Source organism: Allobosea vaviloviae, assembly GCF_001298265.1.
In the GTDB taxonomy this organism is placed as follows: Bacteria; Pseudomonadota; Alphaproteobacteria; order Rhizobiales; family Beijerinckiaceae; genus Allobosea; species Allobosea vaviloviae_B.
This window is the reverse complement of the sequence record NZ_LGSZ01000054.1, coordinates 21,874-47,564: the sequence shown is the minus strand read 5'-3', so window position 1 is coordinate 47,564 and position 25,691 is coordinate 21,874. Positions and strand designations below refer to the sequence as shown.

The 25,691-nt window shown below is 64.8% G+C and carries 26 protein-coding genes; 1 reads left to right on the top strand and 25 read right to left on the bottom strand.

The window, feature by feature from the left end:
* Positions 1–8: 8 nt before the first annotated feature.
* From AE618_RS21180 to AE618_RS21145, 8 genes are all read right to left on the bottom strand, one after another.
* The gene (locus AE618_RS21180; protein ID WP_197280851.1) at positions 9–557 is read right to left on the bottom strand and encodes a cytochrome b/b6 domain-containing protein; all 549 of its coding nucleotides are present in this window, start codon (positions 555–557) and stop codon (positions 9–11) included.
* Positions 558–698: 141 nt separating this feature from the next.
* Entirely contained in the window at positions 699–1,220 is a 522-nt protein-coding gene (locus AE618_RS21175) for a hypothetical protein (RefSeq protein WP_054211072.1), read from the bottom strand.
* 41 nt (positions 1,221–1,261) lie between these two features.
* A complete protein-coding gene (locus AE618_RS21170; protein WP_197280850.1) occupies positions 1,262–2,077 on the bottom strand; it encodes an ABC transporter permease in 816 nt (271 codons plus the stop codon).
* Positions 2,074–2,988, bottom strand: a complete 915-nt coding sequence (locus tag AE618_RS21165; protein WP_054211128.1) for an ABC transporter ATP-binding protein — start codon at positions 2,986–2,988, stop codon at positions 2,074–2,076. The genes AE618_RS21170 and AE618_RS21165 overlap by 4 nt, the downstream gene beginning before the upstream one ends.
* Positions 2,989–3,005: 17 nt before the next feature.
* Complete coding sequence (locus AE618_RS21160; protein WP_156330398.1) at positions 3,006–3,299, bottom strand: hypothetical protein; 294 nt, start codon at positions 3,297–3,299, stop codon at positions 3,006–3,008.
* Positions 3,300–3,469: 170 nt separating this feature from the next.
* Positions 3,470–4,258, bottom strand: a complete 789-nt coding sequence (locus tag AE618_RS21155) for a COG4705 family protein (protein ID WP_054211070.1) — start codon at positions 4,256–4,258, stop codon at positions 3,470–3,472.
* Positions 4,259–4,513: 255 nt separating this feature from the next.
* A complete protein-coding gene (locus AE618_RS21150; RefSeq protein ID WP_054211069.1) occupies positions 4,514–4,867 on the bottom strand; it encodes a PepSY domain-containing protein in 354 nt (117 codons plus the stop codon).
* A gap of 139 nt (positions 4,868–5,006) precedes the next feature.
* On the bottom strand, positions 5,007–5,555 hold the full coding sequence (locus AE618_RS21145; protein WP_054211068.1) for a DUF1003 domain-containing protein: 549 nt from the start codon (positions 5,553–5,555) through the stop codon (positions 5,007–5,009).
* Positions 5,556–5,770: 215 nt separating this feature from the next.
* On the opposite strand from AE618_RS21145, the gene AE618_RS21140 reads away from it, so the two are divergent.
* The gene (locus tag AE618_RS21140) at positions 5,771–6,442 is read left to right on the top strand and encodes an outer membrane protein (protein WP_054211067.1); all 672 of its coding nucleotides are present in this window, start codon (positions 5,771–5,773) and stop codon (positions 6,440–6,442) included.
* A gap of 231 nt (positions 6,443–6,673) precedes the next feature.
* Here the strand turns inward: AE618_RS21140 and AE618_RS21135 are convergent, their stop codons facing one another.
* The 17 genes from AE618_RS21135 to AE618_RS21055 all read right to left on the bottom strand — a co-directional run bounded on the left by AE618_RS21135 (position 6,674) and on the right by AE618_RS21055 (position 25,423).
* On the bottom strand, positions 6,674–7,735 hold the full coding sequence (locus tag AE618_RS21135; protein WP_054211066.1) for a relaxase/mobilization nuclease domain-containing protein: 1,062 nt from the start codon (positions 7,733–7,735) through the stop codon (positions 6,674–6,676).
* A complete protein-coding gene (locus AE618_RS21130) occupies positions 7,735–8,244 on the bottom strand; it encodes a plasmid mobilization protein (RefSeq protein WP_054211065.1) in 510 nt (169 codons plus the stop codon). The genes AE618_RS21135 and AE618_RS21130 overlap by 1 nt, the downstream gene beginning before the upstream one ends.
* 284 nt (positions 8,245–8,528) lie before the next feature.
* Positions 8,529–9,479, bottom strand: a complete 951-nt coding sequence (locus AE618_RS21125; protein WP_054211064.1) for a ParB/RepB/Spo0J family partition protein — start codon at positions 9,477–9,479, stop codon at positions 8,529–8,531.
* Positions 9,480–9,483: 4 nt separating this feature from the next.
* Entirely contained in the window at positions 9,484–10,227 is a 744-nt protein-coding gene (locus tag AE618_RS21120; RefSeq protein ID WP_054211063.1) for a ParA family protein, read from the bottom strand.
* Positions 10,228–10,441: 214 nt separating this feature from the next.
* Positions 10,442–10,648, bottom strand: a complete 207-nt coding sequence (locus tag AE618_RS21115) for a hypothetical protein (protein WP_054211062.1) — start codon at positions 10,646–10,648, stop codon at positions 10,442–10,444.
* A 484-nt stretch (positions 10,649–11,132) separates the two neighbouring features.
* Complete coding sequence (locus AE618_RS21110; protein WP_054211061.1) at positions 11,133–11,441, bottom strand: DUF736 domain-containing protein; 309 nt, start codon at positions 11,439–11,441, stop codon at positions 11,133–11,135.
* Between the two features lie 352 nt (positions 11,442–11,793).
* Positions 11,794–12,720, bottom strand: coding sequence for an ArdC family protein (locus AE618_RS21105; RefSeq protein WP_054211060.1), 927 nt, complete (start codon positions 12,718–12,720; stop codon positions 11,794–11,796).
* A gap of 264 nt (positions 12,721–12,984) precedes the next feature.
* Positions 12,985–13,572 (bottom strand): hypothetical protein, encoded by a 588-nt coding sequence (locus AE618_RS21100; RefSeq protein WP_054211127.1) that lies wholly within the window; start codon positions 13,570–13,572, stop codon positions 12,985–12,987.
* Positions 13,573–13,970: 398 nt separating this feature from the next.
* Entirely contained in the window at positions 13,971–14,258 is a 288-nt protein-coding gene (locus AE618_RS21095) for a hypothetical protein (RefSeq protein ID WP_349236443.1), read from the bottom strand.
* Positions 14,259–14,296: 38 nt separating this feature from the next.
* A complete protein-coding gene (locus AE618_RS21090; protein WP_054211058.1) occupies positions 14,297–15,181 on the bottom strand; it encodes a DUF7007 domain-containing protein in 885 nt (294 codons plus the stop codon).
* Positions 15,178–15,651: a hypothetical protein gene (locus tag AE618_RS21085; RefSeq protein ID WP_054211057.1), complete on the bottom strand. Its 474-nt coding sequence runs from the start codon at positions 15,649–15,651 to the stop codon at positions 15,178–15,180. The genes AE618_RS21090 and AE618_RS21085 overlap by 4 nt, the downstream gene beginning before the upstream one ends.
* A 94-nt stretch (positions 15,652–15,745) precedes the next feature.
* Positions 15,746–17,428 (bottom strand): ParB N-terminal domain-containing protein, encoded by a 1,683-nt coding sequence (locus AE618_RS21080; protein WP_054211056.1) that lies wholly within the window; start codon positions 17,426–17,428, stop codon positions 15,746–15,748.
* 269 nt (positions 17,429–17,697) lie between these two features.
* Positions 17,698–22,818, bottom strand: a complete 5,121-nt coding sequence (locus tag AE618_RS21075; RefSeq protein ID WP_054211055.1) for an N-6 DNA methylase — start codon at positions 22,816–22,818, stop codon at positions 17,698–17,700.
* Between the two features lie 112 nt (positions 22,819–22,930).
* Positions 22,931–23,329 (bottom strand): DUF3085 domain-containing protein, encoded by a 399-nt coding sequence (locus tag AE618_RS21070; RefSeq protein WP_054211054.1) that lies wholly within the window; start codon positions 23,327–23,329, stop codon positions 22,931–22,933.
* Positions 23,330–23,341: 12 nt separating this feature from the next.
* A complete protein-coding gene (locus AE618_RS21065) occupies positions 23,342–23,944 on the bottom strand; it encodes a DUF1419 domain-containing protein (RefSeq protein ID WP_054211053.1) in 603 nt (200 codons plus the stop codon).
* A gap of 140 nt (positions 23,945–24,084) precedes the next feature.
* Positions 24,085–25,041 carry a DUF3991 and toprim domain-containing protein gene (locus tag AE618_RS21060; RefSeq protein WP_054211052.1) on the bottom strand — a complete coding sequence of 319 codons (957 nt, stop codon included), beginning with the start codon at positions 25,039–25,041 and terminating at the stop codon, positions 24,085–24,087.
* Positions 25,042–25,237: 196 nt separating this feature from the next.
* Positions 25,238–25,423, bottom strand: a complete 186-nt coding sequence (locus AE618_RS21055) for a hypothetical protein (protein WP_054211051.1) — start codon at positions 25,421–25,423, stop codon at positions 25,238–25,240.
* Between the last annotated feature and the right edge of the window lie 268 nt (positions 25,424–25,691).

The following is a 25,691-nucleotide window of genomic DNA, read 5'->3' as shown; positions in this document are numbered from 1 at the left end:
AACCATGCTCAGCCATTCTTGCTGAACATTTTTGGAAGAACCCGCTCGCCGATCACTTCATGCACAACCGCCAATCCGGCATGGGCTATGAGGTAGGCCCACATCAGGTTCGCGAACAGTTTGTGCGTCGAGATCAGCAATTGACCGGATCCCGGCGAAACCAAACCAACTGCCGGCAGAACGCCCGTCAAGGCCATCAGCGTGACAGTCAATAATCCCAGTCCGTGGATCGCGCTGGCAAGCGGTCGATCATCCGCTGCGGGCAAGCGCCGACGCCGAAGTTCGGTGGCGTGGAGTCGAAGATCGGCTACGACAGCCTTGATCCGGTCGCCGGAGAACCACGGGAACAACGCACCCAACTTCGTTTCTCCGCGCCGCACTATCGACCATATCCAGAATACACAGAGAACGACAAAGGCGGCGTAGCCGCCATATTCGTGCAGCGTGAAAAATATGTCGGCGGACCGACCGGGACGCGGTCCTTCCATAAGCAGGCTGACGGCGAGCTGGTGTACGACCGTGATCAGCAGCAAGGCATGCATGATCTTCGTCACCATGGAACGCCTGCTCAAAGCAGCGTGGTTCATAGCTTGATGGTCCATCAGATTGTCTCGATTCTGCACGGTCACCGGATTCTGTGACATTGAAATCTGTTTCGCCTGCACGACGCGTAGAAGAAAAAATGCCAGCAGCGAAAATTATCCGGTATCCCGGCCCCGTCTGCGCCAGCCGATGAAGCTCATGCCGATCAGCAAGGGCAGGCCGAGCGCCACCGGCAGAACACGAGACGATTCCACAACCGGCTTGGAGCGAACGACAAAATCGGCGAACGGGCTCGGCGTCAGCGACGATCCCTCGCGACTGACCGCGCTGATGACGACGCGGTAGTGACCCGCCTGGATGAGGCGCATCGGCCATTGCGTGCTGATCGTCTCGCCAGGCTTCAGCGACGCTCGGCTGATCGCCTTGTGCGCCGACCAGTCCTCCAGATCGATCGGCTGCTCCTTGCCTTGGTCGATCTGGACGAGGCTGACCCAGGCGATCAGACCATCTATGGGCTTGTCGCCTGTGTTGCGGATGACCGTATTGAATGCGAGCCGGTCGCCCATCTGGGGCGATGCGGCGTTGGTTGTCGCCGGCGAAATACCGATGCTGATAGGACCAGCGTCAGCCGAGGCGGGCGGTGCGCTTGTCGCGGCCAGCAAAAGCCCTGCGGCCATGGCGATGGACGCCTTTTCATTTTTACGCATTGGAACCTCCTTCAGCGAACGAGACGGTTGGTCTGGCGAACGGCATAGGCGAGCGCGAAGATCAGCCAGGCGACAATTGCAGCGAGGTGGATCGACTGCGCCGCGACGCCGAGCGAGTCGATGATCATGGCGTCGAGCGCGTTGACCGCATGCGAGAACGGGTTGACGGCGTCGAACCAGCGGCCGAGCGTCGACTGGCGCAGGCTCGGCCCGATCAGCAGGGGGCTGGCGGCGAGCAGCAGAACGACGAGCATGGTCATCATGGTGGTCCGCACATTGCCGAGCCGTGCGCCAAGCCCCATGGCGAACAGGCCGAATGTGAGCACGACGGGGGTGCCAAACAGCGCCAGGCCCAGGATCGAGCCCGCCAAATTCTGTCCCGTGCTGCCGACAGCCCAAAGGTAAGGCAGCGAAAGAAGGAACATCACGGCCCAAGCCACCATCTGCCCGCCGATCTTGCCGGCGAGGATGCCGCGCCGGGACACCGGCGCCAGCAGCAGGGGCGTCAGGCTTCCGCGCTCATGTTCGCCCGCAAAGGCGTCCGAACCGACGACGAGCGCCAACAACGCGCCCAGCGCAATGACGATGCCGGCCATGTCGTAGACGACCTGGGCATTGTCGAGCAGGCTGAGTTCGGTGCTGCCGACGAGCAGCAGCGAGAAGCCCGACAGAGCGCCGACCATGGCGAGGAGCCAGCCCCGTCCGCGAGGGCTGACTATGATCTCGCCAGCCTCCTTGCGAGCGATCAGACCGATGGCGTTCAAATTCCCGGGCGAGCGAAAGGGCGGGCTTTCGCTCGCCGCCTTGATGGTCGCGTGAACGGTCATGCCGCCCTCCTGTCGGTCAGATCGAGATAGAGATCCTCGAGGCCGCCGCCTTCGCGCGCGATCTCGGTCACGCGCCATCCGGCGGCGAGAATCTCGCTCCAGGCCGCCTCGGGAGGAACGGACGGGTCGACGGCGACGATCGTCCAATCGCCCTCCTGCGCGAGCACCATGACGTGGCCCTCGCGGTTGCCGGCCTTGGGCGAGACGCCGTCGAGACGCAGGCGGAAATGGCGATGACCGCGCCGCGTCCTGACCAACTCCGCGATCGCGCCCTCGGCGACGGTGCGGCCCGCGACGATGATGCCGACGCGGGAACACAAACGTTCGACGTCGTCGAGGAGATGCGTGCAGAGCAGGATGCTGACGCCGCGGTCGCGCGCCAGCCCGATGAGGATATCGTGGATTTCGCGACGGCCACGGGGATCGAGGCCGTTGGTCGGCTCGTCGAGAACGAGGACCTCCGGATCAGCGATCAGCGCGCGGGCCAGCCCAAGCCGCTGCCGCATCCCGCGCGAGAAATGCCTGATCGGCTGGCCGAGCTTGGGCTCAAGTCCCACCTGCGCCAGGCGCTTCTGGACCTCGGACAGGGAAAGGCGCGCGCCATAGAGGCCTGCGTAGAACGACAGATAGTTCGATGCCGTCATCCAGTCGTAGAAGCCGTTGGGATCGGGCAGGACGCCGACGCGTCGCCGGAGCTCGACACCCTCCTTGGCCGGATCATGTCCGAGAATGCGGATGAGCCCGCTTGTGGCAGGCATCAGACCCAAAGCCGCAGCGATGGACGTCGTTTTCCCGGCGCCATTTGGACCCAGAAGGCCGTAGATCTCGCCGGCCTTCACGGAGATCGAGACGTCATGCAGGATCTCGGTCGAACCGAGCGTCAATTTGAGATGCTTGATGGTGATCGACATCGTGTTCTCCATCGCGATTACTCCCGGCCGACTGGATGCATCACGGGCACCGGCCGCTCGACCGTGATGGTTTGGGTAGCCAGATCGACATGGAGCGCGCTCGTGCCGTGCCGCGATCGGATATCGATCACGAGCGTGGCGGCGCCCCGGTGGGTGACACCGCGAACCCGGATCGCACGGCCGCCCACCGCCTGCTCCGCCAGAGCGACGGCGCCGCCGAGCGTGAGGCGCGGCGTCATGGCGCCCGCGCGCAACGCCGGCGATAGTCGCGCCGAACAATGATTGCGTTCGGCTCCTTGATGTCTCGACATGGCGAGCTCCCATCGGGTGACTGAGGCCAATGTCGCTCATGGCGCTGTGGGGCGAGGTGGCGCGACCTATACGAATTTGTCGGAAAGCAGGCCGGGACACGAAAACGGCCGGCGGGATTCCCGCCGGCCGAACGCATTATTTTACGGCCCAGACGGACCAGGCCCGCAGATCACGCCTCCGAGGCGGCAGTCTCGATGCGGTCCGTGTTGCTGTAGCTGAGATAGGCCACGACGCCGACAATCACGGCCAGGAAGAGCAGACTCGTGCCGACGGTGCCCAGTCCAAGGCCACCTGCGCTGACCGGCTTGGCCAGCAGATCACCCGTCGATGCGCCGAGAGGACGGGTCAGAATGTAGGCGAGCCAGAACGACAGGATGCCGTTCATCTTGAAGCGGTAGTGCAGCAGTGCGACGCAGCCGATCAATGCCGCAAAGACCAACGCGGCCGTGCCGTATCCCAAGCCCATTGCTTCAGCCATAAGGTCCCCGACCGAGGTGCCCATCGCGAAGGTGAAGAGGATGGCGGCCCAGTAGAACAGCTCCCGCCTGGTCGTCCGAATGGAATGCACCGAGAGGGTCCGCTCGCTGCGCTGCCAAGCGACGAACACGCCGGCGAGGATGAGGCCGAAGGCGACCGACGTGACCGGAAGGGCGATGCCCAAGCCATCGACGAGATTGTCGGAGACGAGCGTCCCGACGACGCTGATCAGCACGACGACGAGCCAGTAGAGCGATGGAATGTAGCGCCTCGCCTTCAACTGAAACGCCAGGGCGGCGAGGAACAGACCCGCCATCACATAGGACGTGATGGTGAGACCCAGTCCCAGTTTGGTTGCGAGAAGGTCGGCCGCAGTCTCGCCCACGGTCGTCGCCAAAATCTTGATGATCCAGAAATACGCGGTGATCTCGGGCACCTTGTTCAGCAGTTCATGCGAACGGTCATCTTGAATGGGGGGCATCGTCTCGCTCCTTGCGAATTTCAGATCGGAATCGGAAGAGCGGTCGCTTGCCGGGGGGCGGCTGCCGCTGAAGGACTGTCGATCGCATCGCGATCGACGATTCCAAGCTGGCGTGTCGCGCATCGCAGGGAGATGTCGTGCCGTATACGAAATCGTCGGAATAGGGCTTGACGCGAAAACGGCCGGTGCAATGCACCGGCCGCCCTCTTCGCCGCCCCTCATCCGGTGATCGCGGTATACTGCGATCAGCCGAATTCAGTCGTTGTCGCCATCGTCGTCGTTGTCGGCGCTGGCCATGACCTGCTTGGTGATCTTGCCGGTCTGGGTGTCGATCAGCACCTTGTGGCCCATGCCGTCCTTGACGACCTCGACCTCGAAGGTGACGACACCGTTCTCGTCGTCGATGCCCGAGCCGGTCGCCTTGCCGCCGACGGCCTGCTCGGCGGTGGCGATCGCCTGCTGCATGGTGATCTTGGCGTTCTGCATCACCTGCGCCTCATTGGTTTCCTGGCCCTTGCTCTCTTTGGCGAAGGCCAAGCCCGCTGCGCCGAACGAGCCGAAGGCGATGGTGGCGGCCATGAGGGCCGGAATGATCTTGCGCGAACTCATAGTCTTCTCCTGGGTTACTGAATCGGCTCGGCTTCAAGGCCGACCGTGAGAAGACTTTGACAGCAGCCAGGGTGGCGTCACTTGGACAGGGCTATACCGTTTCGCAATCTGCGCCCAAGGACGCCAAGCACCGAGTCGTTCAGTCGGGCCGCTGATCGAGCAAGAGCGTCAATAACCGCTGCTGCTCGTGCTGCCCTGTAATCACGGCATCGATGCGATCCATCCGCAATGCATCGAGCTTCTCGTGCAGCGCCATGATCTCGATCTCGGCCTTGAGGTTGACCTCGTAGTCATGCGAAACCGCCAGCCGGTCTTTCTCGGCCTGGCGGTTCTGCGACATCATGATGATCGGTGCCTGGATCGCCGCAATCATCGAGAGTAACAGGTTCAGGAAGATGTACGGATAAGGATCGAACGCGCTCGTTGCCAGGATGACGCTGTTGAGGATCGCCCAGGCTACAAGGAACGCTCCGAACCCGATAATGAAACTCCACGAACCGCCGATCTCGGCGACGCGATCCGAAAGGCGCTCGCCGAAGGTCAGTGTCGCGGAGAACTCTTGCTCCAGGTCGCGGCTGATATGCGCGCGCTTGGCGATTCGGTTGAGAACCTTCTGATCGCGCTCGGGCAGGGAACCGGAGCCTTGGTTCAATAGCCGCTCGGCGAGCCGCTGCAGATCGGAATTCATGTCGGTCTCCTGGACGGGGTCATGGCGTTCGTTCGCCGCGAGCGCTTATCGTCGATGGCTCCGCTAGAGAATTGTGCGGATTTCAAGGCGCACAAAGCGCGAAACGAAGAAGCCGACATTGGGAATTATCAATCAATCGGCCATCCGCCGACGGTCTCGCCAAGCCTATCGCTTCACTCGGTCGGTCCGACCAATTCTTGTGGAGCTATAGACCCATGTCGATCAAGGCGTTCCCCCTCGCCATCGCCGCTTCGGTGGCCTCGTTTGCAACGGTTCATGCCGCTGATCTGCCAAGCCGGAAGGGTGCTCCCGTTGCCCCTGCTGCCTATAGTTCCCTGCCTTACAACTGGACCGGGGCCTACATTGGACTGGGCGGCGGTTATGATCGCACGCAAGGCGCTGCGGCAACCGGGCTTGCCGGCCGCAAGAGCACTCGATCGCGCGGGGCGATCGGCGGCTATGCGGGATACAACATTCAGCTCGGGCCGATCGTTTACGGGCTCGAGGCCGACGCCGCGCTTTTGTCATCCGGCTCGAAATCGAACGCCTTGGCTGGCGCAGCCAAGGTTCGCGAGCGGTATGATGGGTCGGTTCGCGGCCGCGCTGGCTATGCCATCGATCGTTGGTTGGTTTACGGCACCGGCGGCTTCGCATTTCGCGACCAGCAGATCACCGCGCCCGGTCTGATAAGCAAGAGCAAGACGCAGACAGGGTGGATCGCCGGCGCCGGCGTCGAACGGGCCTTGACCGACAATCTGGTCGCCAGGCTCGAATATACCCACGCGGACTACGGCAAGACGAAAGGATTGGTTCCGGCCGGCCTCGGTCGAGGCAAATCTACCGACGACCGCGTGATGGCGGGCCTGTCCTACAAGTTTGGGATGTAGGCGACGGGATCCGCCTTCGACCGATCGGAGCGCAATCGTGCTCTACGCATTCAACCAGGACCTGTGCCGATCGATCAACGCCCGACAGACCAATTCGGCGGCTGCGCGCCTTCTGGGCGTCGCAGCCGCCGAATGACTGTTTGGCTGGTTTCAGAGTGCTCGTGATCGGCTCATCCGACTAACCCGCGTTAGTGAGAAGCGACATGATTGCTGCAAAAGCATTGGCCCAAACTACCTATCATCGCTTTTTTCGGTAGTGTGATTGCCGGCATTGTTTGACATCTCTCGTTTGTGTTGAGCACGCTGCGCCGCGATGCCAAGTTCCCGCTTCAATTGTTCCCGCCGCGTTTCCGGATCGGGCATGTTGGCAACGAACTCCCGCACCTTCGCCGCAAGAGCCCGATCGCTCCCCTTCCCAGTCCGCTCCAGCTCCTTGGCTTGAACTAGGTACTGAGCCCGGATCTTCGCCTGGCGCTCGCGAGCCTTCGCTTCCCATGGTCGCGAACCTGATACGCCGGCAGCCGCAGTCCGCACGACGTCGGCCCGCGCCCCCTTGTCCGTCTCGGGAACGACGCCGCGACGCCGCAGCGCCACCACTGTCCCCTTGTCGTACTTGCGCACCTTTCCCCGCGTCCGACGCGGCGTCGCCTCGGCCGCGACGCCGCGCAACCGAAGCTCGCCGGCGAACCGCTCGCGCCACGTCGCCAGATCAGCCTTCCGGGGGTTCAGGCGCTTCCCGTTATAGCCCTGCGATCGAACCGTCAGATGCACATGCGGGTGCTTGTCATCGAGATGCTGAACGAAGACGTAATCGTGGTTGGCTCCGAACGTCTCGATCGCGAAAGCCCGCACAGCATCCTTCACCGCGATCGGATTGGTCCCTGGCGGCATCGAAAGGATGATGTTGACCGAGACTGAGCCGTCGCGACGCCTCTTATCGTCGAGCACTGTGTCTTCGGTCCAACGCGACTGCATATCCTTCAGACCTTCCCTGCCCTGCATAAGCGAGCCCTGCTCGGTCTCTGCCGTCAGCTCGCCATTGCGCATGATGTATTCCAGATGAGACTTGAGGTGCCCGGCATCCTTGGTGCGCCCGGTGATCTTGACCATGACCTCCGGCGCACGCCCGACGATCCGTTCGAGCCGCGCCCGCATCGCCGGCGTGACGCGCTGCGGCGCGACCGGATCGGGAATGTCGGCCTCAGAAACCCGAGGCCGCCGCACCGGTGTCCGCCACACATAGGAGATCGGCGGTAGGTCATCGAGCAGCTCTTGAGCACGCTTCCCGCTCATTACTGGCCCTCCCAGTAGGTGCTGGTCCGATCCAGCACGCCCTTCAATTCACCCTGAAGCGCTTCAAGCGCCAAGCGGGCCTCATCTAGTCCGTACCTCGAGCCGCCTAGTTTCGTACTGTCGCCAGCGTTGGCAGCCCGCGCGATCTGGTTGATGTTGCCGCCGATCCGGTTCAACTCGCGCGCGATGGTCCGCAGCTCCTCACGCTCGCCATCCGACTGCTGCGCCGGCGCACCCAGGCGTGACCGCACCAGCGACGTGATCCATTGCGTCCGCGTCATCCCCCGTGCCGACGCCATCTCCCTGAGCTGATGCATTTCGCTCTCCCGGAAGCGCACCGTCACCTTCTGCGGCGCGCCGACAGCGACCGGTCCCCGCTTCGATGACGGCGCGCCGACAGCGTTCTCCATCAACCGGCGGATCAGCACCGACTTGCCGCCTTCGGTCGCCGCCAGAGCCGCAAACTGAAGCGCCAGCTCGTCCGAAACTCGCAACGTCAGCGTCGGCACCTGGGCGTCCTCTCACTGCAACAAAGACCATCGACGCGCTAAAGCGAGTCGCCACGCCAATCTGGCGTAATAAATCGCTGGCGGCAAGCCTATCCTGCACTAGAATAGAACCCAAAGACTCTCCACCATCCACCTCGGTTAACGATTCGAGAAGCTGGAATAGCTGCCGTATGGGAACTGCCCACAGCGAACCACAACGCCGCGGGTCTAGGCGATCGAACAGGAGCCGAAAGAGCGTGGTTTAAACCACGCCTTGCGAAACGACAGTGGCAGGGCGGCCCGGCTTAGCCGATCAGCACGGCCTCGATCCGCAGCTCGCCAACAGGAACGTCCTCGCTTCCACCATCATCGAAGGCGACGCGGGCGCTCCCTTGTTCGGCATCCGACCTTGCGTCGAGGACCAACTGACCGACCCGCTTGCCAGCGCGCACCCGCACCACGGGCATGCCTTTTCTTCCCGTTCCGGACGGCACTGTGGTTAAGCTTGAGGATGGTTTCTCGCGAGCCGATGCGCGACCTGTCTCCGGCGCTCGGACATCCTTGGCCCCATCCCGTGCTGCTGTGTCGGGCGCTACCGCTGGATCGACGAAAGCCCGGAGGCTGGATGCAAACTCTCGCGCCTGCGCATCGGTGAAGGTGTGCCGCTCATTGACGGCTCGCTCCACGACAGCAGGCTCCTGCCGCCACGCCTGGTAGAGCTCGTAGACCGCGCGGATCGAACTCGTGGGGAGTTTCTCCTGCAAGAACTCCGGCATCTTCGGTACCGCCGCATAGCGCGAAACCCAGTCGCGCGGCTTGCCCAGACGCCGTGCAATCTCCGTCTGCTTCTCGCCCGCCTCGAGCCGAGCCGTGATGAAGCGCGCGATCTCGCTGGGCTTGAGATCGTCGCGCTGAATGTTCTCGACCATCTGGGCGTAAGGGTTCGCGTCAGTGCCGTCCTGAACGAAGACGGGTGCCTCGACCAGCGCGGCAATCTTAGCGGCCCGGTAACGCCGCGCGCCCATGACGATGATGAAGCGGCCCGCCTGCTCTGAGTGCCTGACCACGATCGGCTGGAGAATGCCCTCGATCCGGACCGACGCGGCAAGGTGCTGCAGTTCGTCCTCTGGAAACTCGAGCCGCGGCTGATTGGGATCCTCGTCGATCAGGTCCAGCGCCACCTTGAGCGGTCGGCCATCCGACCCTCCATCTGCGGCGACATCCGCCAGATCCTTGAAGCTCAGATCAAGCGCCATGCGATCACCCCAAATGCTCGACGATGCGCGACAGGACGAGGCGGATTTCGCGGCCGGCCTCCTGCGCCGAGCGCTTCTTCAGCTTCCACACGGGCACGCCCTCGGCGACCGCTTCGGCATAGCCATCACGCGCGACGATGTGGCCGGGGAAGACGTATTTGCCAGCCTCGCGCAGAAGCTGGTCGAGATGCGCCCGCTGACGCGGCGACTTCGTGTTGAAGTTCGACGGCAGCAGTCCGAGAAACTTCATGTCGGATCGGCCGTAGCGCTTCTGCACGCCGATCACGGTCTGCAGCAGTCCCTTCACGCCTTTCACCGAGTAATCCTCGAGGTAGATCGGCGACAGCACATGGGTCGCGGCGACCAGCGCGGCCACGCTGCGCAGGCCCAGCGAGGGCGGCGTGTCGATGACGCAGACATCGAACGCCGCGCTGCCGGCCCGGAGATTGTCGCGGAACTGATGGATGCCGGCCGCATCGCCGCGATCGACATCGGTGAGCGAGCTGTCCGAGGCCGCGAGCGTGATCCCCTCAGTGCCCCCAGTGACTGGAGCCCTGCCCTGTCGGAACAGGTCGGCGGCGGTCACGTCGCCACGATGACGCTTCATCGTATCGGTGGCGTTGCCTTGGGCATCGGCGTCGATCAGCAGCACGCGGGCGCCGCTCTCGGCCAGGTGCCAGGCAAGATGCACGGCAAGCGTCGTCTTGCCGACGCCGCCCTTCTGGTTGTTGATCACAATGGTCTTCATGGCGAACGCGATACAGCCCCGACGATTTCAATCGGAGCGTGTTCTGGCCGGAGATCGCGGCGATGACGTGACGGTGTTGGTTTTAACCACACCGCCGACGAGTGGCCACGAGAATCTGGCCTGGGCGCAGCAGAGCAAGCGCAGGCCAGGGCGACATGCAAAAAGGCCGGCCCGACGCGCGTGGCGTCAGACTGGCCGTCTCGGATCGTGATGCTCAGAATGGCAGTGCGGCAAGCTCGGCGGCGTGGACCGAAGCCCAACCCTCGACATCTGCGAAGTACTCCGTCTCCGCATCGCTGCGGTCCTGCTCGGTCAGGAATTCCAGCTCCCGCTGCGCATCGCGTCGCTCGCGCGGCGTCAGGTAGGCATTGTTCAGTTCGGCCTTGAGTTCGGCAATCTGCTGATCGATCGGCATGGTCATGAGAACCTCCTTCGTCTCGAATGGACGAAGGCGCGCCACGCGTCGGTGGAGACCGGGTCAAGGATCGGCGCAGCCGACCGCCGGAGGCGGCGCGTGGGGGAGCCGAAATGCGAAGCATTTTGGGGGCACCGCGCGTCCTTGAGGCGGGCTCCGCCGGCCGTACCATGGCACGACCAGAGAGCCCCTCCAGTTCACGCGGGAAGCACCAGGGCGGCTGACACCGAGCAGATCACGCGAAGGTCGAGGTGTGGTTTGAACCAACACATGCAGTGATGTGGTTTGCACCACAAATCATTGGATCGCTGTTTCAGCGAGGCAGCGGTTGTTTGAACCACAATCCGCGCGCTGACGGCTCTAGAAGTCGGCTGTGGTTTAAACCAACAGGGGGACTGACGAGGTGAGAAGGCGAAGTGGTTTTCGGCGCACGGCCGTGGGGCGGAATGATTGGCCCCGCCTCACGGCGGGGCCATCTTGGACTGGGGGCTCAGTTGCGGGTCGGACGGGACCAGATGAGCTGGAGGCCTTCCGTGCCTTCGACTTGGATCAGGTTGGCGTAGATGGGAGCGGGGAAGCTCGGATCGTCGAGCTTGACCGAGAGATAATCGCGCCCCTCATCCGAGGTCTTCTGCCAGGCCGCGCCGAACTCGACAGATCCTGCGAGGATGCGGAAGGCCGGGCCCTTCTCCGATGACCGCTCCGGGCGCACCATCTTGGCTTTGACGTTGAGGTTGAGGGTCTTGATCGTGCCGTTGAAGCCGTCGCCGTTCGAGGTGAAGCTGCCGATGATCGCCATTGTCGTACTTCCTTCTGGTTGCTCGAGGCTATCGCCCATCGCGGCCTCGATGGCAGTCGAAAGACCGGAGGCGCTCGACCTGCACCCCATCGGGCCGCAACGCAGTGGAGGACGGCCGGGAGGGGGGTTTCTTGTCCCGCGAGGAATGGGACCGCAGGGCCCAGGGGAAGAAAGGCGCGGATGGCCGTTGCAGGTGTGAGAGCGAGACGGCGCGCCAGTGACGACGGCCTCCGGTCAGACATGCCGATCGAGGACGCAGTGGACGCAAGGCCCTTGGAAACACCTGGGGAACGCATGGTGGTAGCGCCTCCAGTAATTCCGAACTGGCTCCGGCATCATCGTGCTCGATCACTCATGCAGCCTCCGCGATCAAGCCGGTCTGCGGCTGGAGCCCGTGAAGATAAGCGACGGCCCGCTGAGCATGCGCCGCGGCGGCGAAGATGAAGCGCTTGTCGCTGGACAGAACCTCAAGCCAGGAGCCGAGATAGCTGGCGTGATCTGGACGCGGCTCCAGCTCCGGCGCAATGCCGAGATCGGCGCACAGGAAGCAGCTTCCGAGTTCCGCGATCAGTTCCTCGCGCGCCCGCTCGCTCCGATCCTTGGCGTAGCGGCTGAGATCGCGGTTCGCGCGATGCGCTGCAGCCGTCCAATGCGTCGCCTCATGGCTCAGCGTCGCGACATAAGAACCTGCGTCGCAAAACGTCGCGAAAGGCGGCATCTGGATGTGGTCGGTCGCCGGAGAGTAGTAGGCGCGGTCGCCGCCATGTCGGATGACGGCGCCGGTCTGGGCGAAGAAGCGATCGGCATGATCGCTCCGCTCGATCGGGTCGCAGAGTGCTTCGGACTGGTTGCGATCGTTGGCAGGCAAGCCGTCGATCTGCTCTGCGTTGAAGACCGTGTAGGATCTGAGGAACGGGATCTCCCGATCGACAACGTCGCCCGAGGCATCGGTTTCGGTTTTCTTAAAGCGGCTGGCAAAGACAACCGTCGAGCCGGTCTCACCCTTGCGCACAGCGCCGCCGAGTTCGAGCGCCTGCTTGAACGTCATCCAGATCGGCGAGGCGTATCCGCGCGCCGCAGCTTCAGTCCACAGCAAAAGCACGTTCATCCCGCTATAGGGCAGACCATTATGCCGCAGCGGCCGCGTCACGCCTCCGCTGCCGTTTTCAGACCGCCATGGCTGCATCCACGGACGCACGCCCTTCTCCAGACCGGCGACGATCCTATCGGTGATCCGCGCATAGACGTCCGTGCGCAGCTTCTCTTCTGACCTGCTCATGATCCAACCTCCATCGTGGAGGTCGCGCTGATCGCGACCCCGTCACGGAGGTCGAAAAGCCGGGAGGCCAGGCGGTGGCTGCACCCGGCGGGCTGGAACGAAGTGGAAGACGGCAAGGCCGTTGCAGCCGATGCCGTCCCGGCCAAGACCGTCGGCCGGGACGGGTCGCGGTCATTGCGGCCAACCCGCTCTTCTCTGCTTCGCCAGGTTCGCCTTGGACTTTGATAGACGACGAGCGGGGCTTGTCGCCCCGCTCGCACTGGCTTAGCCGAAGGCGGCCATCTGAACCGACGCCGCCTTGCGATCGACGGACGGACTTGTGGTCTCAGCAGCTCGCTCGAAGGGCTTCCACCGTTCGCCAATGACCTGCTCATAAGCCGCGACAGCGCCCTCGGCCGCCATCAGCAGCGCGTGGGCCTGGACGCCCATGTCGGCGGCAAATTCTCGCTTGCGCTGGGCGGGGCCGTCGAAGCCGACCGGGCCATCGACATCCTCGTCGCGATCGTCGCAGGCCGATTTGGCGGTAGCGTCGCGCGCCTCGGTAACCGCGCGGGAGTAGAACTGTCCGGCGCCATGGGCCGAGCCTACATAGGCGCCGACGATGCGCTGCAGGTGGATCTGCATCGCTCGCTCTCCAAGCCCTTCCTGCAGGCTGGCCGCGGTCTCCACAATCAACCGCTCGTGCATGTCGCGGATGCCGTCGCCCTCGAGGACCGGGAGCCCAAAACTCTCGGAGATCAGGATCGCCTGTTGCGTGTTAGGACAGGCGAGCCGGGTCATTTCGATGGTCGTGCTCTTGCGGAGCGGCACGACGCGGGCGGTCTGTCGGGGTGAGTGTGCGGTCTTGGCCATGGGAAAAGTCCTTTTTTCGGTTGCGCCTTCGGAGCCGGATCGGCGCTTGGCCTTCGTCCCCTCGGGTGCGGTCGACCCGAACCGTCGAATGCCCTGGCGCATCAGGGCCCGGCCTTTGCCAGGCGAGCGGACGAGGCCTGCGGCCAAGCAGGGCATTAGCCCTCGCGAAGGACGCTGCGCCTCGTCTGCGAGATCGGCGAAGGCCGGCCGCCACGCGGCGCGGCACGCGGCCTTGAAGCGCCTGGCCAACGGTTCAGACCGCAGCAAACCCGAGAGGACGAGGGCCAGCCCGGCCTCGCCTCAGTGACGCAACCGGAACGAACACTCACGGCCTCGCAGCCATGCGCCGCCGATTGCCTCGGAACTGACGGACCTGCAACGCCCCCCGCATCGCCCGGTCACGCCGCGCGCGAAAGCGCAATCTGTTGACGCTCGTGATGGGCGGCGATGGCCTGGTCCTGCCGAGCGAGTTTGCGCGACAGAGCGTCGATCTCCGGCTGACGCTCGGCCGTCAGCGCAGCAAGAGTCAAGCGATAGCGTTCCAGCACCATGCACACATCGGACGATTTCCCTCGCCGATCGCCATGGCGTTTGCGCTGGTGCGGGACCAGCGCGGCCGCCCGGCGCGTAATCTGCCGGTCGATCAGCTCGAGCTGGCGCTGGACCTGCCGGCGCGCCTCCTCCATGCGAGAGAGCTGCGCCAACGTCTCAAACGAGATCGCCATCACGATGCCCTGCGCTGCCAGCCGAGGAAGCTGGAAGGCCCACCATAGACAGCATGACGGCTCGGATCGATGACGAAGCCGAACCGGCCGACCGCATACTCGTCCGCTGGAACGAGAAAGCGGCGCTCCTCGGTCCCCTCGCCGCGCCGGCCGCCGGGCGTGGCGACGCACTCGACAAACCCCTTGTAATGTCCTGACCCCATCGCCGAAACCACGATCCAGTCCCCGGCATGTGCCTGGTGGAAGGCACGCCGGTCCTTCTCATAGGATTCGCCCGGTCCGAGCTCGGTCACGGACATCGCCTCCCACGCGTCGGGCCAGCTATCCTTGATCGAGCGCTCGGCGCAGCGCCGCTCGAAACCGCTGAAGAGGTCGGGGAAGGTGATGGCGACGATTGCCCAGGCGCAATCCTCCTCGTACCAGCCGCCTTCCGCACGCAGGAGTGGGTGGACGTGTTCGTTCCGCTCGGCTGAGAGCTTGAAGCCGCCATGTCCGGCGGTCGAATGGGATTCGACGCCGTCGGCGTAGAGGGTCGTGCCCTGCGACATGCCCCACGGCGTTTGCGACTTGCTGCGCATCTGCGTTCGACCAAGAGCCCCCTTCTCACGCTGATGCTCCGCGTGCTCCAGGACTTTGGCGCGAAACGCGGCCCCATCCGCCAGTCTGCCGGAATGGCCGTAAAAATCGGACCGACGCCACTCCGCGATCGGGCGCTCAATCCGCCAGCCCGTCGCGAGATAATGCCGCCCGTTGCGGGCCGGCAGCATGGCGAAGGCCGTGTCAGCTACCCGGGCGACCGAAAAACCCTCGGTCGATCGGCCAAACTCGATCTCGGGGGTTTCCGGCGTAACGTCGGTCGCGTCGCAAGCGAGGACATCGTTCATGCCGCCCTCCCCTCGCCGACCGCGGCGCCGACCTCGTCGGCCGTTACCTCCTCGAGCACTGCGCGCGGAAAGCCCTGGCGAGAGAGCCATTCCTCCGCCGCCGGCCGATGCGACGCGAGGTGGACGAGCTCGGCCTCCTCGCCGAGCCGGTCGAAGACGCGGACCGAGCCGATGACCGGCCGCTCGATCACGCTGAAGCGCAGCGAAGAGTCGAGCGAGAAAGTCCTATGGACGCGCAAAGCGATGACGCCGCCTGCGCCAAAATCCGCCTCGTGCAGTGTGAAGCAGGCGGACAGGCTGAGATTGCCCATGGCCCTTGCGCCCTGCTTCCGGATCAGGCGGCCCCTGCCATTGCTGGTCAGCCAGGCCGAAAGCTTTTTCGTGAAGCGCGCCAGTGGCCGCGGCGTCCCGTCGGACCAGGCAATGAGGGAGCCGATCGGGGCATTGTCGAAGATGGCGTGCGCGGACATGTGTGTCCTCCGTGATGGAGCAGGTGTGGAAACAAGACCGCCGCCGGCGCGAGGCCGGCGGCGGATGTGGATCGGGGCAGGATGAGGAGCGCGACTACTCGGCTGCGACTCGATAGGCTTCGTCGACGACGTCGAATTCGCCTTCGTCGGTTCCCGCCGCCTCGCTGGACTCCTCCTGGGCGTCGCTAGCGGCGGTGTCCGCAGCGTCGGCGCTCTTGGACCGCCAACTCGCGACCTCGGCTGCCGCCGGCGCGAACACCGCCGACGGATGGACGAAGCGCTGCTCCTTGAAATGCTCGACGAGCGCGACGCGCGTGTCCTTCACTCGAGCACGGGGCAGTACGGACGTGTCCTTGCAGGAGCGCTCCAGCGCCTGGCGCGACAGGCAGGACAGGAACTCCTCCGTGCCCATGCTCGGCAAAAAGCCGTCCGCGCCGATCGCATCGCCCGCCAAACGTGCGACGATTCCGCTGTCGGTCCGGTTCTGACGGGCCGACAAGACGTCGATCAGGGCGGACCGGGCGGCGATCCGCAGCGCGTCGCGATCGAAGGCAAGTTTACCGTCACCATCCACCAGACGTACGGCATGGCGCTCCATCCGCGCAAAACCGTAGACGTCGTCGGACGCGCCCGACTGGACCGAGATGTTGCGGCCGGCGAGCGCGAGCACGAGCAGCGCCATCAGCGTGTCGTCCTCGATCGGCGCTCGCGCCAACGCCTCGTGCAGCGCATCGGTGCGCAGGTCGCCGATCATCTCGACGCCCTTGCGGGTCACGTCCGGCCGCGGCTTGGCCATGACGATCGCATCATCGCCGCCCTCGGCCTCGTCGGCGCCCTTGCTCTTCTTCGGCTCCGGCAGCCGAAAATGCACGCTCTGCACCTTGCCCTCGCGGTCGAGATACATCGCGGTCCTATCGCCCTTGCCCGGCTTGCCGTGGACTCGGTCGGCCTTGGGCGGCAGCACGACCTGACCCCAGTTGTTGACGTCGGTGATGACGCCTCGCTTGGGCAGGTTGATAGTCATCCATTCCTGCTGGGCCCCCAGAAACGCTTCGAAATTGGTGGTGTAGCGGCTGTCCTCGTCGGCCGGCGCGAACAGATCCTCGACCCAAGTGATGCCGTAAGCCTGGGCGAGGTCGTCGCCGAAGCTCGCGTCGCGCGCGTACATGCGCTTCTTCGACAGAGCGTTCGCCACGCTCCACCAGGACACCTGCGGATCGCCCTTCTTAGGTCTATGCGCCTTCCAAACCTCGCGCTGCTCGTCGAGGTTCGCTGCCGCGATCGCGCGCAGTTGCTGCTCGTTGGGCATGTCGCCCTTGGCCATGAGGTCCAGCATCGCAGGCAATACATTCGCCAGCAGCCTGAGCTTTCTGATCTGGCGCACCGGCAGTGCGAGCGCGATGCCGATCGCCTCCTCGGTCCAGCCGAGCGCGACGAGCCGCTCGATCGCTCGCCACTGATCGACCGGGTTCAACGGCTCGCGGGCGATGTTCTCGACCATGCTCCGCATCGCGCCATTGTCGTTGGCGGCATCGACGACAAGGACGTCGATCTCCTCCAGCCCGGCCGCGATTGCCTGCCTCACGCGGCGGTGCCCGGAATCGATGATGTAGCCATTGCCGCCATCGGTCTCCGGCGCGATCACCGGCGGTTGGACGAGACCGACCGCCTTGATCGTCGCCAGCAACAGCGCGTCGGCCTGCGGAGTTGATTTCGTCTGGCGCGAACGATCGGAATTCTCCTTCAGCGCGCGCGGATCGACTTTCATGAGATGCATGGGAACGCTCCTTGAGGGGGTGTCGGACCAAGGCCTCGACCTGTCCGGTTCAGTCTTCTTCCCGAAGACCCCTCCCCGCCCGCGGAGCGGACAGGCCGGTGCAACTGCGGCCGAGCATCCCGGCCCGGCCGGACAAGCGGGGCAAAAGCCCTCCGAAGGACGACGGGCCGGGATCGCGACGGCGGCGGTTGAGCGTCAGCGCCACCGGAATGGCCGATCGGCGAGCAAGCCTCTTTCTTCTCTCGCCCTTTCGCTTGGTTTTCATTCCTTCAAATGCCTGTCTGATCAGCGGCGACCGCCTTCATCGCATCGGGTCCGTCCAGATCGCTCGCCATCCCCGTTTCGATCTCGACCAACTGCCGGCGCTTCTCGGCCAGCTCCGTGCCAAAGGCGAACTCCCCGCCCTTGCGCGACCGATACGACGCCAGCCTGCGCTGCGCCTCAGCGAGACGCTGACGATGCCGCTCCCGCTCGCCCTCAAAATCCCCGAGCACATGTTCCAGCCGTGACACCGCGCCGAGCGGCGTGACAGTGACCGGCAAATCGATCTCGTGATCGGTGCCGGTGCGCAGCAGCATCGTCTCATAGCGGTAGCCGTCGCGGCCGCCGCGCGCGCCGCTGAACTCCAGGTCGAACCCGCCGATCGTGGCGATGGTCACCTCGCCCTCCTGCCGCATTTGCACAAGGGTGAGGACCTCCTTGAGCAAGGCGCGGCCGGCTTCCTTGCGTTCGACATAAGCCGTGCCCATCACGATCATCACGAAGGCGTCGCCGGCGGTCGGGGCGAGGCGCTCGATGTCGCGACTGATCTCACTGATGCGACGGGTGGAGACCTCGATATCGCGCTCGGCATCCCGGATCTGCCGGCGCACGGCGAACTGATCGTCCTGATGTGCGGCGCGCAGGCGCTCTAAACGCGCGATTTCAGCCTCGAGTCCGGCCTTCTGCATCAGCCGCTGATCGCCCGACGCGATCGCCTTCGCCATTGCGAACTGATTGGCCTGCCCCTCGCCCAAATCTTCGAGCCGGCGGATCGAGGTGTCGCCCGAAAGTGCAGCAGCGATGAAGCGCGCCTTTCGCTCGTTGTTCTGCCACATCGTGGCGTCGAGCGAGCCTTGCGTGGCATAGGCAAAGATATCGACCTCGTCATGCTGGTTGCCCTGCCGCACGATCCTGCCTTCCCGCTGCTCGATCTGCGAGGGCAGCCAGGGCACGTCGAGATGATGCAGGGCCTTCAGCCTGAGCTGGGCGTTGACGCCGGTGCCCATCGTCTCTGACGAACCGATCAGAAAGCGCACCTTGCCGGCGCGGACATCGCCGAACAGGCGCTGCTTCGCTTCCGACTTCTTGAATTCCTGCATGAAGGCGATTTCGGAGGCCGGCACGCCTCGCCGCACGAGCTCGTCGCGGATCCAGCGATAGGCCGAAAACCCCCGGCTCTTCTCCACGCTGATCGTGCCGAGATCGGAGAATATCATCTGGGCAGCGCCACCAAGCTCAAAGGGCTTGCCGTCCGGGCGGACATAAGCGTTGCCCGCCGTCCCCCGCCAGATTCGCAGGGCGTTCCCGATCAGCAGGTTGAGCTTATTCTCGGGCTCGTTGTCGTTGCCGGGCTCGACAAGGCGCAGGTCGATCGCGGCATGGCGGCCGTCGATGATGACGGAAAGCAGGATGTCGTCGCCCGGTTCCGGCGGCCGGTCGCGCATCTCGATCACCTTGATGCGTTCGTCGAGCAGGCGCTGATAGGCCCTGAAAGCCGGCGTCGGCTTCGCGGTCAGGATCTGACGACGGCCAGTCGAGATCGCCGGCACTTTGACGTAGCGCCGCAGGTCGTCTGGCATCACGACGTCCGCGAAGGAGCGGAACATGGCGATGAGTTCGGGGACGTTGACGAAGCTGGCGAAACGCGAGACCGGCTTGTATTTGCCCGATGGCTGCAGCTCGAGCTCGGTCGTGGTGTCGCCGAAGGTCGAGGCCCAGGCGTCGAACTCGTGCAAGCCCCGCTCGCGAAGCGCGGCACGGTCCATCAGGCGCTGCACCGAAAACATCTCGCCGAGCGTGTTGGTGATCGGCGTGCCCGACGCCAGCACGAGCGCTCGGCCAGGATTCTTCGTCTCGACAAAGCGCGACTTCACATAAAGATCCCAGGCGCGCTGCGAGCCGTTGGGGTCGACGCCCTTCAGCGTCGACATGTTGGTGGCGAAGGAGAGCTTTCGGAACTCCTGCGCCTCGTCGATGATGATCTGGTCGATGCCGAGTTCCGAGATGGTCAGGAGATCGTCCTTGCGGGTCGAGAGCGCCTCCAGCCGCTCCCTCAAGCCCTCTTTCATGCGTTCGAGGCGCTTGCGCGAAACGCGGTCGTCGGTCTCGACCTTGATCAGCAGGCTCTCATAGAGTTCGAGCTCGTCCTGGATCATCCGCTGTTCGAACGCGCTTGGCACGTCGATGAAGCGGAACGCCGAATGCGTGATGATGATTGCGTCCCAGGTCGCGGTCGCGACGCGCGACAGAAAGCGATGGCGCTTCTCCTTCGAAAAATTGCTCTCATCGGCGACAAGGATGCGGGCATTGGGATAGAGCGCCAGGAACTCACGCGCGACCTGCGCCAGGCAATGGCCCGGCACGACCAGCATGGCCTTGGCGATCAGGCCGAGCCGGCATTGCTCCATCACGGCGGAAGCGAAAGTCATGGTCTTGCCGGCGCCGACGGCGTGGGCGAGATAAGTCGCGCCGGCCGCGACGATCCGCCAGATGCCGCGCTTCTGGTGCGGATAGAGGGTGAAGGCGTTGCTCGCGCCGGGCAGATTGAGATGGGAGCCGTCGAAGGCGCGCGGCGCGATGTTGTTGAAGCGGTCATTGTAGACCTGCGCCAGCCGGTCGGTGCGGTCGGGCTCGGACCAGACCCAGCTCTGGAAGGCGGTCTTGATCTTGTGCAGCTTTTCCTTGGCGGCTTCGGTATCGACGACGTTGAGCACACGTCGCTCGCTGCCGCCCTCCTTCACCGTATCGAAGATCTGCGGGATGCGGCTGTTCAGCGCGTCGGTCAGCAATTCGCCGGCATGGCGGCGGCCGGTGCCCCAGTCGGAGGTTCCCGCCGCCAGCCAGCCGAGCTGTCTTGCGTCCACCGTCCATGACGCCAGCTCCGGCATATGGCGGATCGTGATCTCGGCGCCCATCGTCTCCTTGACGAAGGCGACGACGTCGGAGGCCGGAATCCAGGGCGCACCGAGACGGGCGGTGATGTCGGAAGGACCAAGGTCGGCCGGCTGGACCGCGACGAGAGCGCGGACATTGCGCTCATAGCCGGGATCGAGGGCCGCAGCGGCTTCTGCAATTTTCAGCTTGTCGCGCACCGGCCCCGACAGATAGGCGTCCGCCATCTGCCAGGCGCGGTCGGCCGGGTTCTGGAAGATCGCGTCCCCGAGTTCGGCGACGACGCCGGTAACATCTCGATGCAGAAGCTCGGCGATATGCTCGAGATCGACGCGGCCGCGCTCGTTCAGGACGACGGCAAGCGCGTCCGTGGCGCAAGTGATGACGGGAGACGCCGGCGGCGCGATCACGCGCTCGCTGAACAGCGGACCGGGTTTCGCCGTATCGGTGTCGAGGTCGTAGTCCTCGATCGAGGCGACGAGCCAGCAATCGGGATCGTCGAGGAAGGGCTGCAGATTCGGCCGGCGGTGGTTTTCACGGACCTCGCCGGTCGTCTCGTCCTCCGAGATCGAGACCGTCGTGTGATTGATCGGGCCAAAGTCCCGCAAAAAACTCGACCAGGCGATGCGCATGCGAACCTGCGCGTCCTTCCACGGCCGATCCTGCTCCTGAGCGGCCAGGACCTCGCGCACAGCGTCGCGGATCGGGATCAGCTTCTGGATGATCCGCACGTGCTTTTCCGGGACGCCTTCGGCGCTACGACCTTGCCGAACTTTCACGGCGATCGGCTGGCCGTCGACGAGCTGCATCAGGCCGCGGCGCGTGTCGACGAAGTAGCTCCCCTCGCGGACTCGCGCCTCCGGCGAGAGTGCAAGCTTCGCGTCGGGCGCTGGGTCGTCGTCGAGATCGACAGCTTCCGGCTCACCGTCATAGAGGCTCTCCGGAAGGAGACGGATAGCGGCGTCCAACGCGGCATCGAGAGAGGTGCCGGTCTGCGGCTGGCAGGTATAGGCCATGCCGAAGGGGCCTGAGGTGAGAGCGTGCCTGCCGAGGACAAAGTCGGGATGGCGTGCAAACCAGCGATTGACGCGGATCGCGCCCTCATCGGCTATCCCGGCCTGGACCTCCTCCAGATCGAGCCAGACAAGATCGCCCTTCGGCTCGCCCGGTTTCCGCTTCCGGAAGAACAGGATGTCGACGACGACATCCGTGCCGGCATCAGCACGGAAGCTGCCTGCCGGCAGGCGGATGGCGGCGATCAAATTGGCGGAATTCGCGATGTGCTCGCGCGCCGATGCGTCGGCCTTGTCCATCGTGCCATGCGAGGTGACGAAGGCTGCAAGCCCGCCGGGCTTCAACAGATCGATCGATCGCGCGATGAAGTAGTCGTGCAGCCGCAAGCCCATCGAACGATAGGCCCGGTCGGAACGGACCGTGCGATCGGAGAACGGCGGATTGCCAATGGCGAGGTCGAAGTTCGCCGGCTGGTCGATGCGCGCAAAGTCGCCGGTGAGGATCCGGGCGCGCGGCAGCAGCAGCCGGGCGATGCGCGCCGTCGTCGGATCGAGCTCGACGCCGGTGATATGCGCGCAATCGCGAAAGGCTTCCGGCATGAGCGCCGCGAACAGCCCCGTGCCAATGCCCGGCTCCAGCACGCGGCCGCCGCGCCAGCCGAGCCGTTGCAAGCCCGTCCAGATCGCCCGCACCATGAACTCCGGTGTGAAATGGGCGTACTGCGTGCAGCGGGCGAGCGAGGCGTAGTCGGCGTCGCTAACCGCATCCTGCAGCGAGCGCCCGATCGTCTCCCAGCCCTTGCGAAACGCCGTCTCGCCTGGCCGGAGAAAGACGCCATTGGCGAGATCGGAGGCGCCGAATCCGGTGAAGCGGATCAGCCTGCCCTGCTCGTCCAGAGTTGCTGGCCGCTTTTGGCTTTCGATGTCCGTGGCGAGCCGGATCGCCGCGATGGTATCGCGAGCGCGATCCTTCCAGCTCGCGGCCAGGCCGCGGTCGCCGTCGAGGACGAAATTGACGCCCCAAGGATTGGTCGCGGGCTGTTGCGTGCGCGGCTCGATCCGCTGCGCCGGCGACGGCGGTGTGGGCTCGGGATCATCGTCGTCATTTGCTGCGACGTCGCCGGCGAAGGCCGTGACACCGAAGCTCAACCCCGAGGAGAGTGCGGTGTCATTGAAGAGGTCGATGGTGAAGGGATCGAGATTGAGGCGGTGATCTTGCGCCATGGCGAATGTCTCCTGTGATCGGGGCGCGCGCCATCGCTCCCGCCGGATCGATCCGACGGGAGGCGATGATTGCGGGAAGGTGTGTGAAGACCCGGCTGGTCGGGGCGGCGGTTCAGCGCCGGACCAGAGCAAGCGACAGGGCGCTGTCGGTGATCTCGATCGTCAGATGCGTCGCCGTTGGCGGGGCGTCGATCAGCTTCACCAGCACGACGGCATCGAGAAATTCGACGCCGTCATCGCCGCCAAAGTGCTGGCGCTTGTAGTGCCAGTAGTCCGGGTTGGTCTTTGGATCGCACTCCTGGGCGTAGACCACGAGCAGACGCTGATCCTCGGCGAGCTTGCCGTTGGACATGATGTAGACGCCGTCATCGGCGACCAGCCAAAGTCCGGGCCGTTCGTCCTGGCCGGGGAGCAGGCCGTAATGGGGATTGCGAAAGCCGCCATTGAGGACGGCGTCGATCCGGCCGCGCGTGATGACGGCGCGGACATCCGTGACAGAAAAGCTGAACATCGCCGCCACCCGTCACGCTGCGATCGCGTCGGGCAAATAGCGCAAATGCACGGGGAGCTTTTCGCTGATCTCCGTGTCCGTCAGGCCGTCGAGGAGTTTTGACGTCGTTCCCTGCCGGCCGCCATAGACCATGACGGTGCGCTTGCCCCGGTCGGGCGCGGGCCAGCGCTCGCCGGCATAGCCGCGATAGTCGTCATGCGTGCCCGACCAGATGTGCTCCAGACGCTCCTGCCGCGTCATCGCCCTGACGGGTCGGCTTTCGCGCTCGACGATCGCCTCGCGCATGCGCCTGCCGGACCCGATGTCGGCGAGATCGCAATAGCAGTGGAAGTATCGGGCCCGGCCATCGATCCACAAGGTGAAGAAGACGCTCGTGATCGAGCCGGTCAGGAACACGCGCAGCGCGAACATATCGACCGCCAAGATGACTGGCGGCAGGGCCTCGAACATGTAGTCGTGCGCCGCCTGGCCGATCTCAAACCATTCGCCGGCGTAGAGCGAGCCGGCGTCACCCTGGCCGCGATCGGGCCGCTGGGCATGGCGGTCGAACATCAAAAACATCTGGCGCCGGTCGGCGACGCCCTGAAACACTTTGCGGATCGGGAAGAGGGTCATGTGCTGCCTCCATCTGGTCGCGTCAGACCGGAGCGCGGCTCATCCTCGCGACATCGCCATCATCTTCGGCTTCCTGACCCCTCCCCCGCGGCCGCTTCCCTGATCGGCCGGGTCAAGGGCCGGCGCAGCCGGGCGAAGCGTCACCCTTGATGCTGCCGGCGGGCATGCGGCAGGCCTCCTCTCCTCTTTCGTCTTTCCACCTCCTCCCTGGCTTTCTCTTTCAAAGCGTCGTTCCAATCATCGCCGGGCGGCCTCAGCCGAAACCAGTTGCAGCCCGCGGTCTCGGCGACCTCGCGCAGCCGGCCGGCATAGGCTTCGCCCTGACTGTTGGCGTCTGTTGCCGCGACGAGTTTTGCTCCAGGCCGCGCTGCGAGCGCTCGCAACGCGGCCTGCGTCGCCGGCGACCAACCTCCGCCGGTGCTGAGATAGAGGCTGCCATCCCGCAGCCCCTCGATCGCTGCGAGGCTCATGGCGTCGATCGCTGCTTCGGTGACGCAGAGCCTCAAGCCCTCGGGCGCGCCAAGCCGGAACAATATCTTCGCCCCGCCGGTCGAAAAACCTCGCCATGCGGGCCCACGCTCCTCCCAGCCGGTGACAATGCCGCCGTCGTCGGCATGGGCGGCCCACACGCTGCCGTGCGGGCCTTCCCGCAGCCGGTCCTGACGGATTGCGGCGCGCAGCACGCTTTCGGGGAGATGGCGTTCGTGACGCAGGTAGCGCCAAGTGGCGGAGCCCGGCCGAAGGACTCGCCGGGCGCACCAGCGTTCGGCAAGAGAGACAATCGGCCTCTGAGTGCGCGGTCTCTGGAAGATGGGTTCGGCCGGTCGGAACCCGACCAGCTCGGCCGCGCGCGCCAGGGCTTCGGTGAAGCCAACGCCGTCCAGATGCTGGATCAGCGAAAAGACATCGCCCTTGGCGTCCGACAGCGGATCGAACCAGCCCCGGCCTTCGTGGATCACGATGATGATGTCGCTGCTGCGCCGGTGCTTGACGGCACGGCGCGTGCTCTCCTTCAGATCGATGGCAAAGCCGGCTTTCTCCAGCACCGCCGCACACAGCACGCGCCCCTTCAGTTCTTCGAGTTCTCGTTGCTCCATCATCTTTCCCGGCGCTTGCGTCCGGCCTTTCCTGCTGTCTCTCACTTCCCACTGGATTCCGGGACCAGACCGCCCAGCCGCGAAGGGCGGCGCCTGCAAGGGCGCGGATCGACAGACGACGGGATGACGAGATCGATCGCCAGCGGCGCAAGCCTCCCTTGCGGGCGGCTGCTCGCCAGCGGCATCCCGGGCCGGCTCAATGAGCCGGCCGGCGCTCATGGGGGTCGAATTCGTGAATGACGTGCAGGTCGTCTGCGTCGTCGATCTCGTCGCTCGGCAGCACTCCATAGGCGCCATCGATCTGGAAAACTGTGACCGCGACCATCAGCGTGCGGGCGAGTGCGAAGGCGTGGCTCTGGGCAAGCGAAAGATCGTTCGACATCGTGAGGCTCCATCCGGGAGCGGGGCAATTCCCGCTTGATGGCTCCTCGAAGGGCCGGGGCCGGTCGCGATCACCGCGAAGGCAAAGCCGAAGCGGCGGCACGCTCGCGTAGCCGACCCCTTGCGGGTTGATCGTGGAAGATCCGGAACCGGACCAGGACGCCATCGCAGAAGAGCGGGATTGCGCTGCTCTCCGATTGCCCGGGCTTCATGGCAACGACGCTATTCGCCGAAAACCACCCTGCCGCCGTATGACGATTTGCCCGGAC

Bases quoted from the DNA above. Each gene is read 5' to 3' on its own strand.
- AE618_RS21070 (WP_054211054.1), bottom strand. From the start codon at position 23,329: ATGTTCAGCTTTTCTGTCACGGATGTCCGCGCCGTCATCACGCGCGGC.
- AE618_RS21080 (WP_054211056.1), bottom strand. From the start codon at position 17,428: ATGCATCTCATGAAAGTCGATCCGCGCGCGCTGAAGGAGAATTCCGAT.
- AE618_RS21175 (WP_054211072.1), bottom strand. From the start codon at position 1,220: ATGGCCGCAGGGCTTTTGCTGGCCGCGACAAGCGCACCGCCCGCCTCG.
- AE618_RS21060 (WP_054211052.1), bottom strand. From the start codon at position 25,041: ATGGAGCAACGAGAACTCGAAGAACTGAAGGGGCGCGTGCTGTGTGCG.
- AE618_RS21170 (WP_197280850.1), bottom strand. From the start codon at position 2,077: ATGACCGTTCACGCGACCATCAAGGCGGCGAGCGAAAGCCCGCCCTTT.
- AE618_RS21120 (WP_054211063.1), bottom strand. From the start codon at position 10,227: ATGAAGACCATTGTGATCAACAACCAGAAGGGCGGCGTCGGCAAGACG.
- AE618_RS21100 (WP_054211127.1), bottom strand. From the start codon at position 13,572: ATGGCCAAGACCGCACACTCACCCCGACAGACCGCCCGCGTCGTGCCG.
- AE618_RS21055 (WP_054211051.1), bottom strand. From the start codon at position 25,423: ATGTCGAACGATCTTTCGCTTGCCCAGAGCCACGCCTTCGCACTCGCC.
- AE618_RS21110 (WP_054211061.1), bottom strand. From the start codon at position 11,441: ATGGCGATCATCGGCAGCTTCACCTCGAACGGCGACGGCTTCAACGGC.
- AE618_RS21155 (WP_054211070.1), bottom strand. From the start codon at position 4,258: ATGCCCCCCATTCAAGATGACCGTTCGCATGAACTGCTGAACAAGGTG.
- AE618_RS21090 (WP_054211058.1), bottom strand. From the start codon at position 15,181: ATGAACGATGTCCTCGCTTGCGACGCGACCGACGTTACGCCGGAAACC.
- AE618_RS21075 (WP_054211055.1), bottom strand. From the start codon at position 22,818: ATGGCGCAAGATCACCGCCTCAATCTCGATCCCTTCACCATCGACCTC.
- AE618_RS21105 (WP_054211060.1), bottom strand. From the start codon at position 12,720: ATGAGCAGGTCAGAAGAGAAGCTGCGCACGGACGTCTATGCGCGGATC.
- AE618_RS21115 (WP_054211062.1), bottom strand. From the start codon at position 10,648: ATGACCATGCCGATCGATCAGCAGATTGCCGAACTCAAGGCCGAACTG.
- AE618_RS21150 (WP_054211069.1), bottom strand. From the start codon at position 4,867: ATGAGTTCGCGCAAGATCATTCCGGCCCTCATGGCCGCCACCATCGCC.
- AE618_RS21165 (WP_054211128.1), bottom strand. From the start codon at position 2,988: ATGTCGATCACCATCAAGCATCTCAAATTGACGCTCGGTTCGACCGAG.
- AE618_RS21180 (WP_197280851.1), bottom strand. From the start codon at position 557: ATGGTGACGAAGATCATGCATGCCTTGCTGCTGATCACGGTCGTACAC.
- AE618_RS21135 (WP_054211066.1), bottom strand. From the start codon at position 7,735: ATGAGCGGGAAGCGTGCTCAAGAGCTGCTCGATGACCTACCGCCGATC.
- AE618_RS21125 (WP_054211064.1), bottom strand. From the start codon at position 9,479: ATGGCGCTTGATCTGAGCTTCAAGGATCTGGCGGATGTCGCCGCAGAT.
- AE618_RS21095 (WP_349236443.1), bottom strand. From the start codon at position 14,258: ATGGAGGAGGCGCGCCGGCAGGTCCAGCGCCAGCTCGAGCTGATCGAC.
- AE618_RS21145 (WP_054211068.1), bottom strand. From the start codon at position 5,555: ATGAATTCCGATCTGCAGCGGCTCGCCGAGCGGCTATTGAACCAAGGC.
- AE618_RS21140 (WP_054211067.1), top strand. From the start codon at position 5,771: ATGTCGATCAAGGCGTTCCCCCTCGCCATCGCCGCTTCGGTGGCCTCG.
- AE618_RS21065 (WP_054211053.1), bottom strand. From the start codon at position 23,944: ATGACCCTCTTCCCGATCCGCAAAGTGTTTCAGGGCGTCGCCGACCGG.
- AE618_RS21085 (WP_054211057.1), bottom strand. From the start codon at position 15,651: ATGTCCGCGCACGCCATCTTCGACAATGCCCCGATCGGCTCCCTCATT.
- AE618_RS21160 (WP_156330398.1), bottom strand. From the start codon at position 3,299: ATGTCGAGACATCAAGGAGCCGAACGCAATCATTGTTCGGCGCGACTA.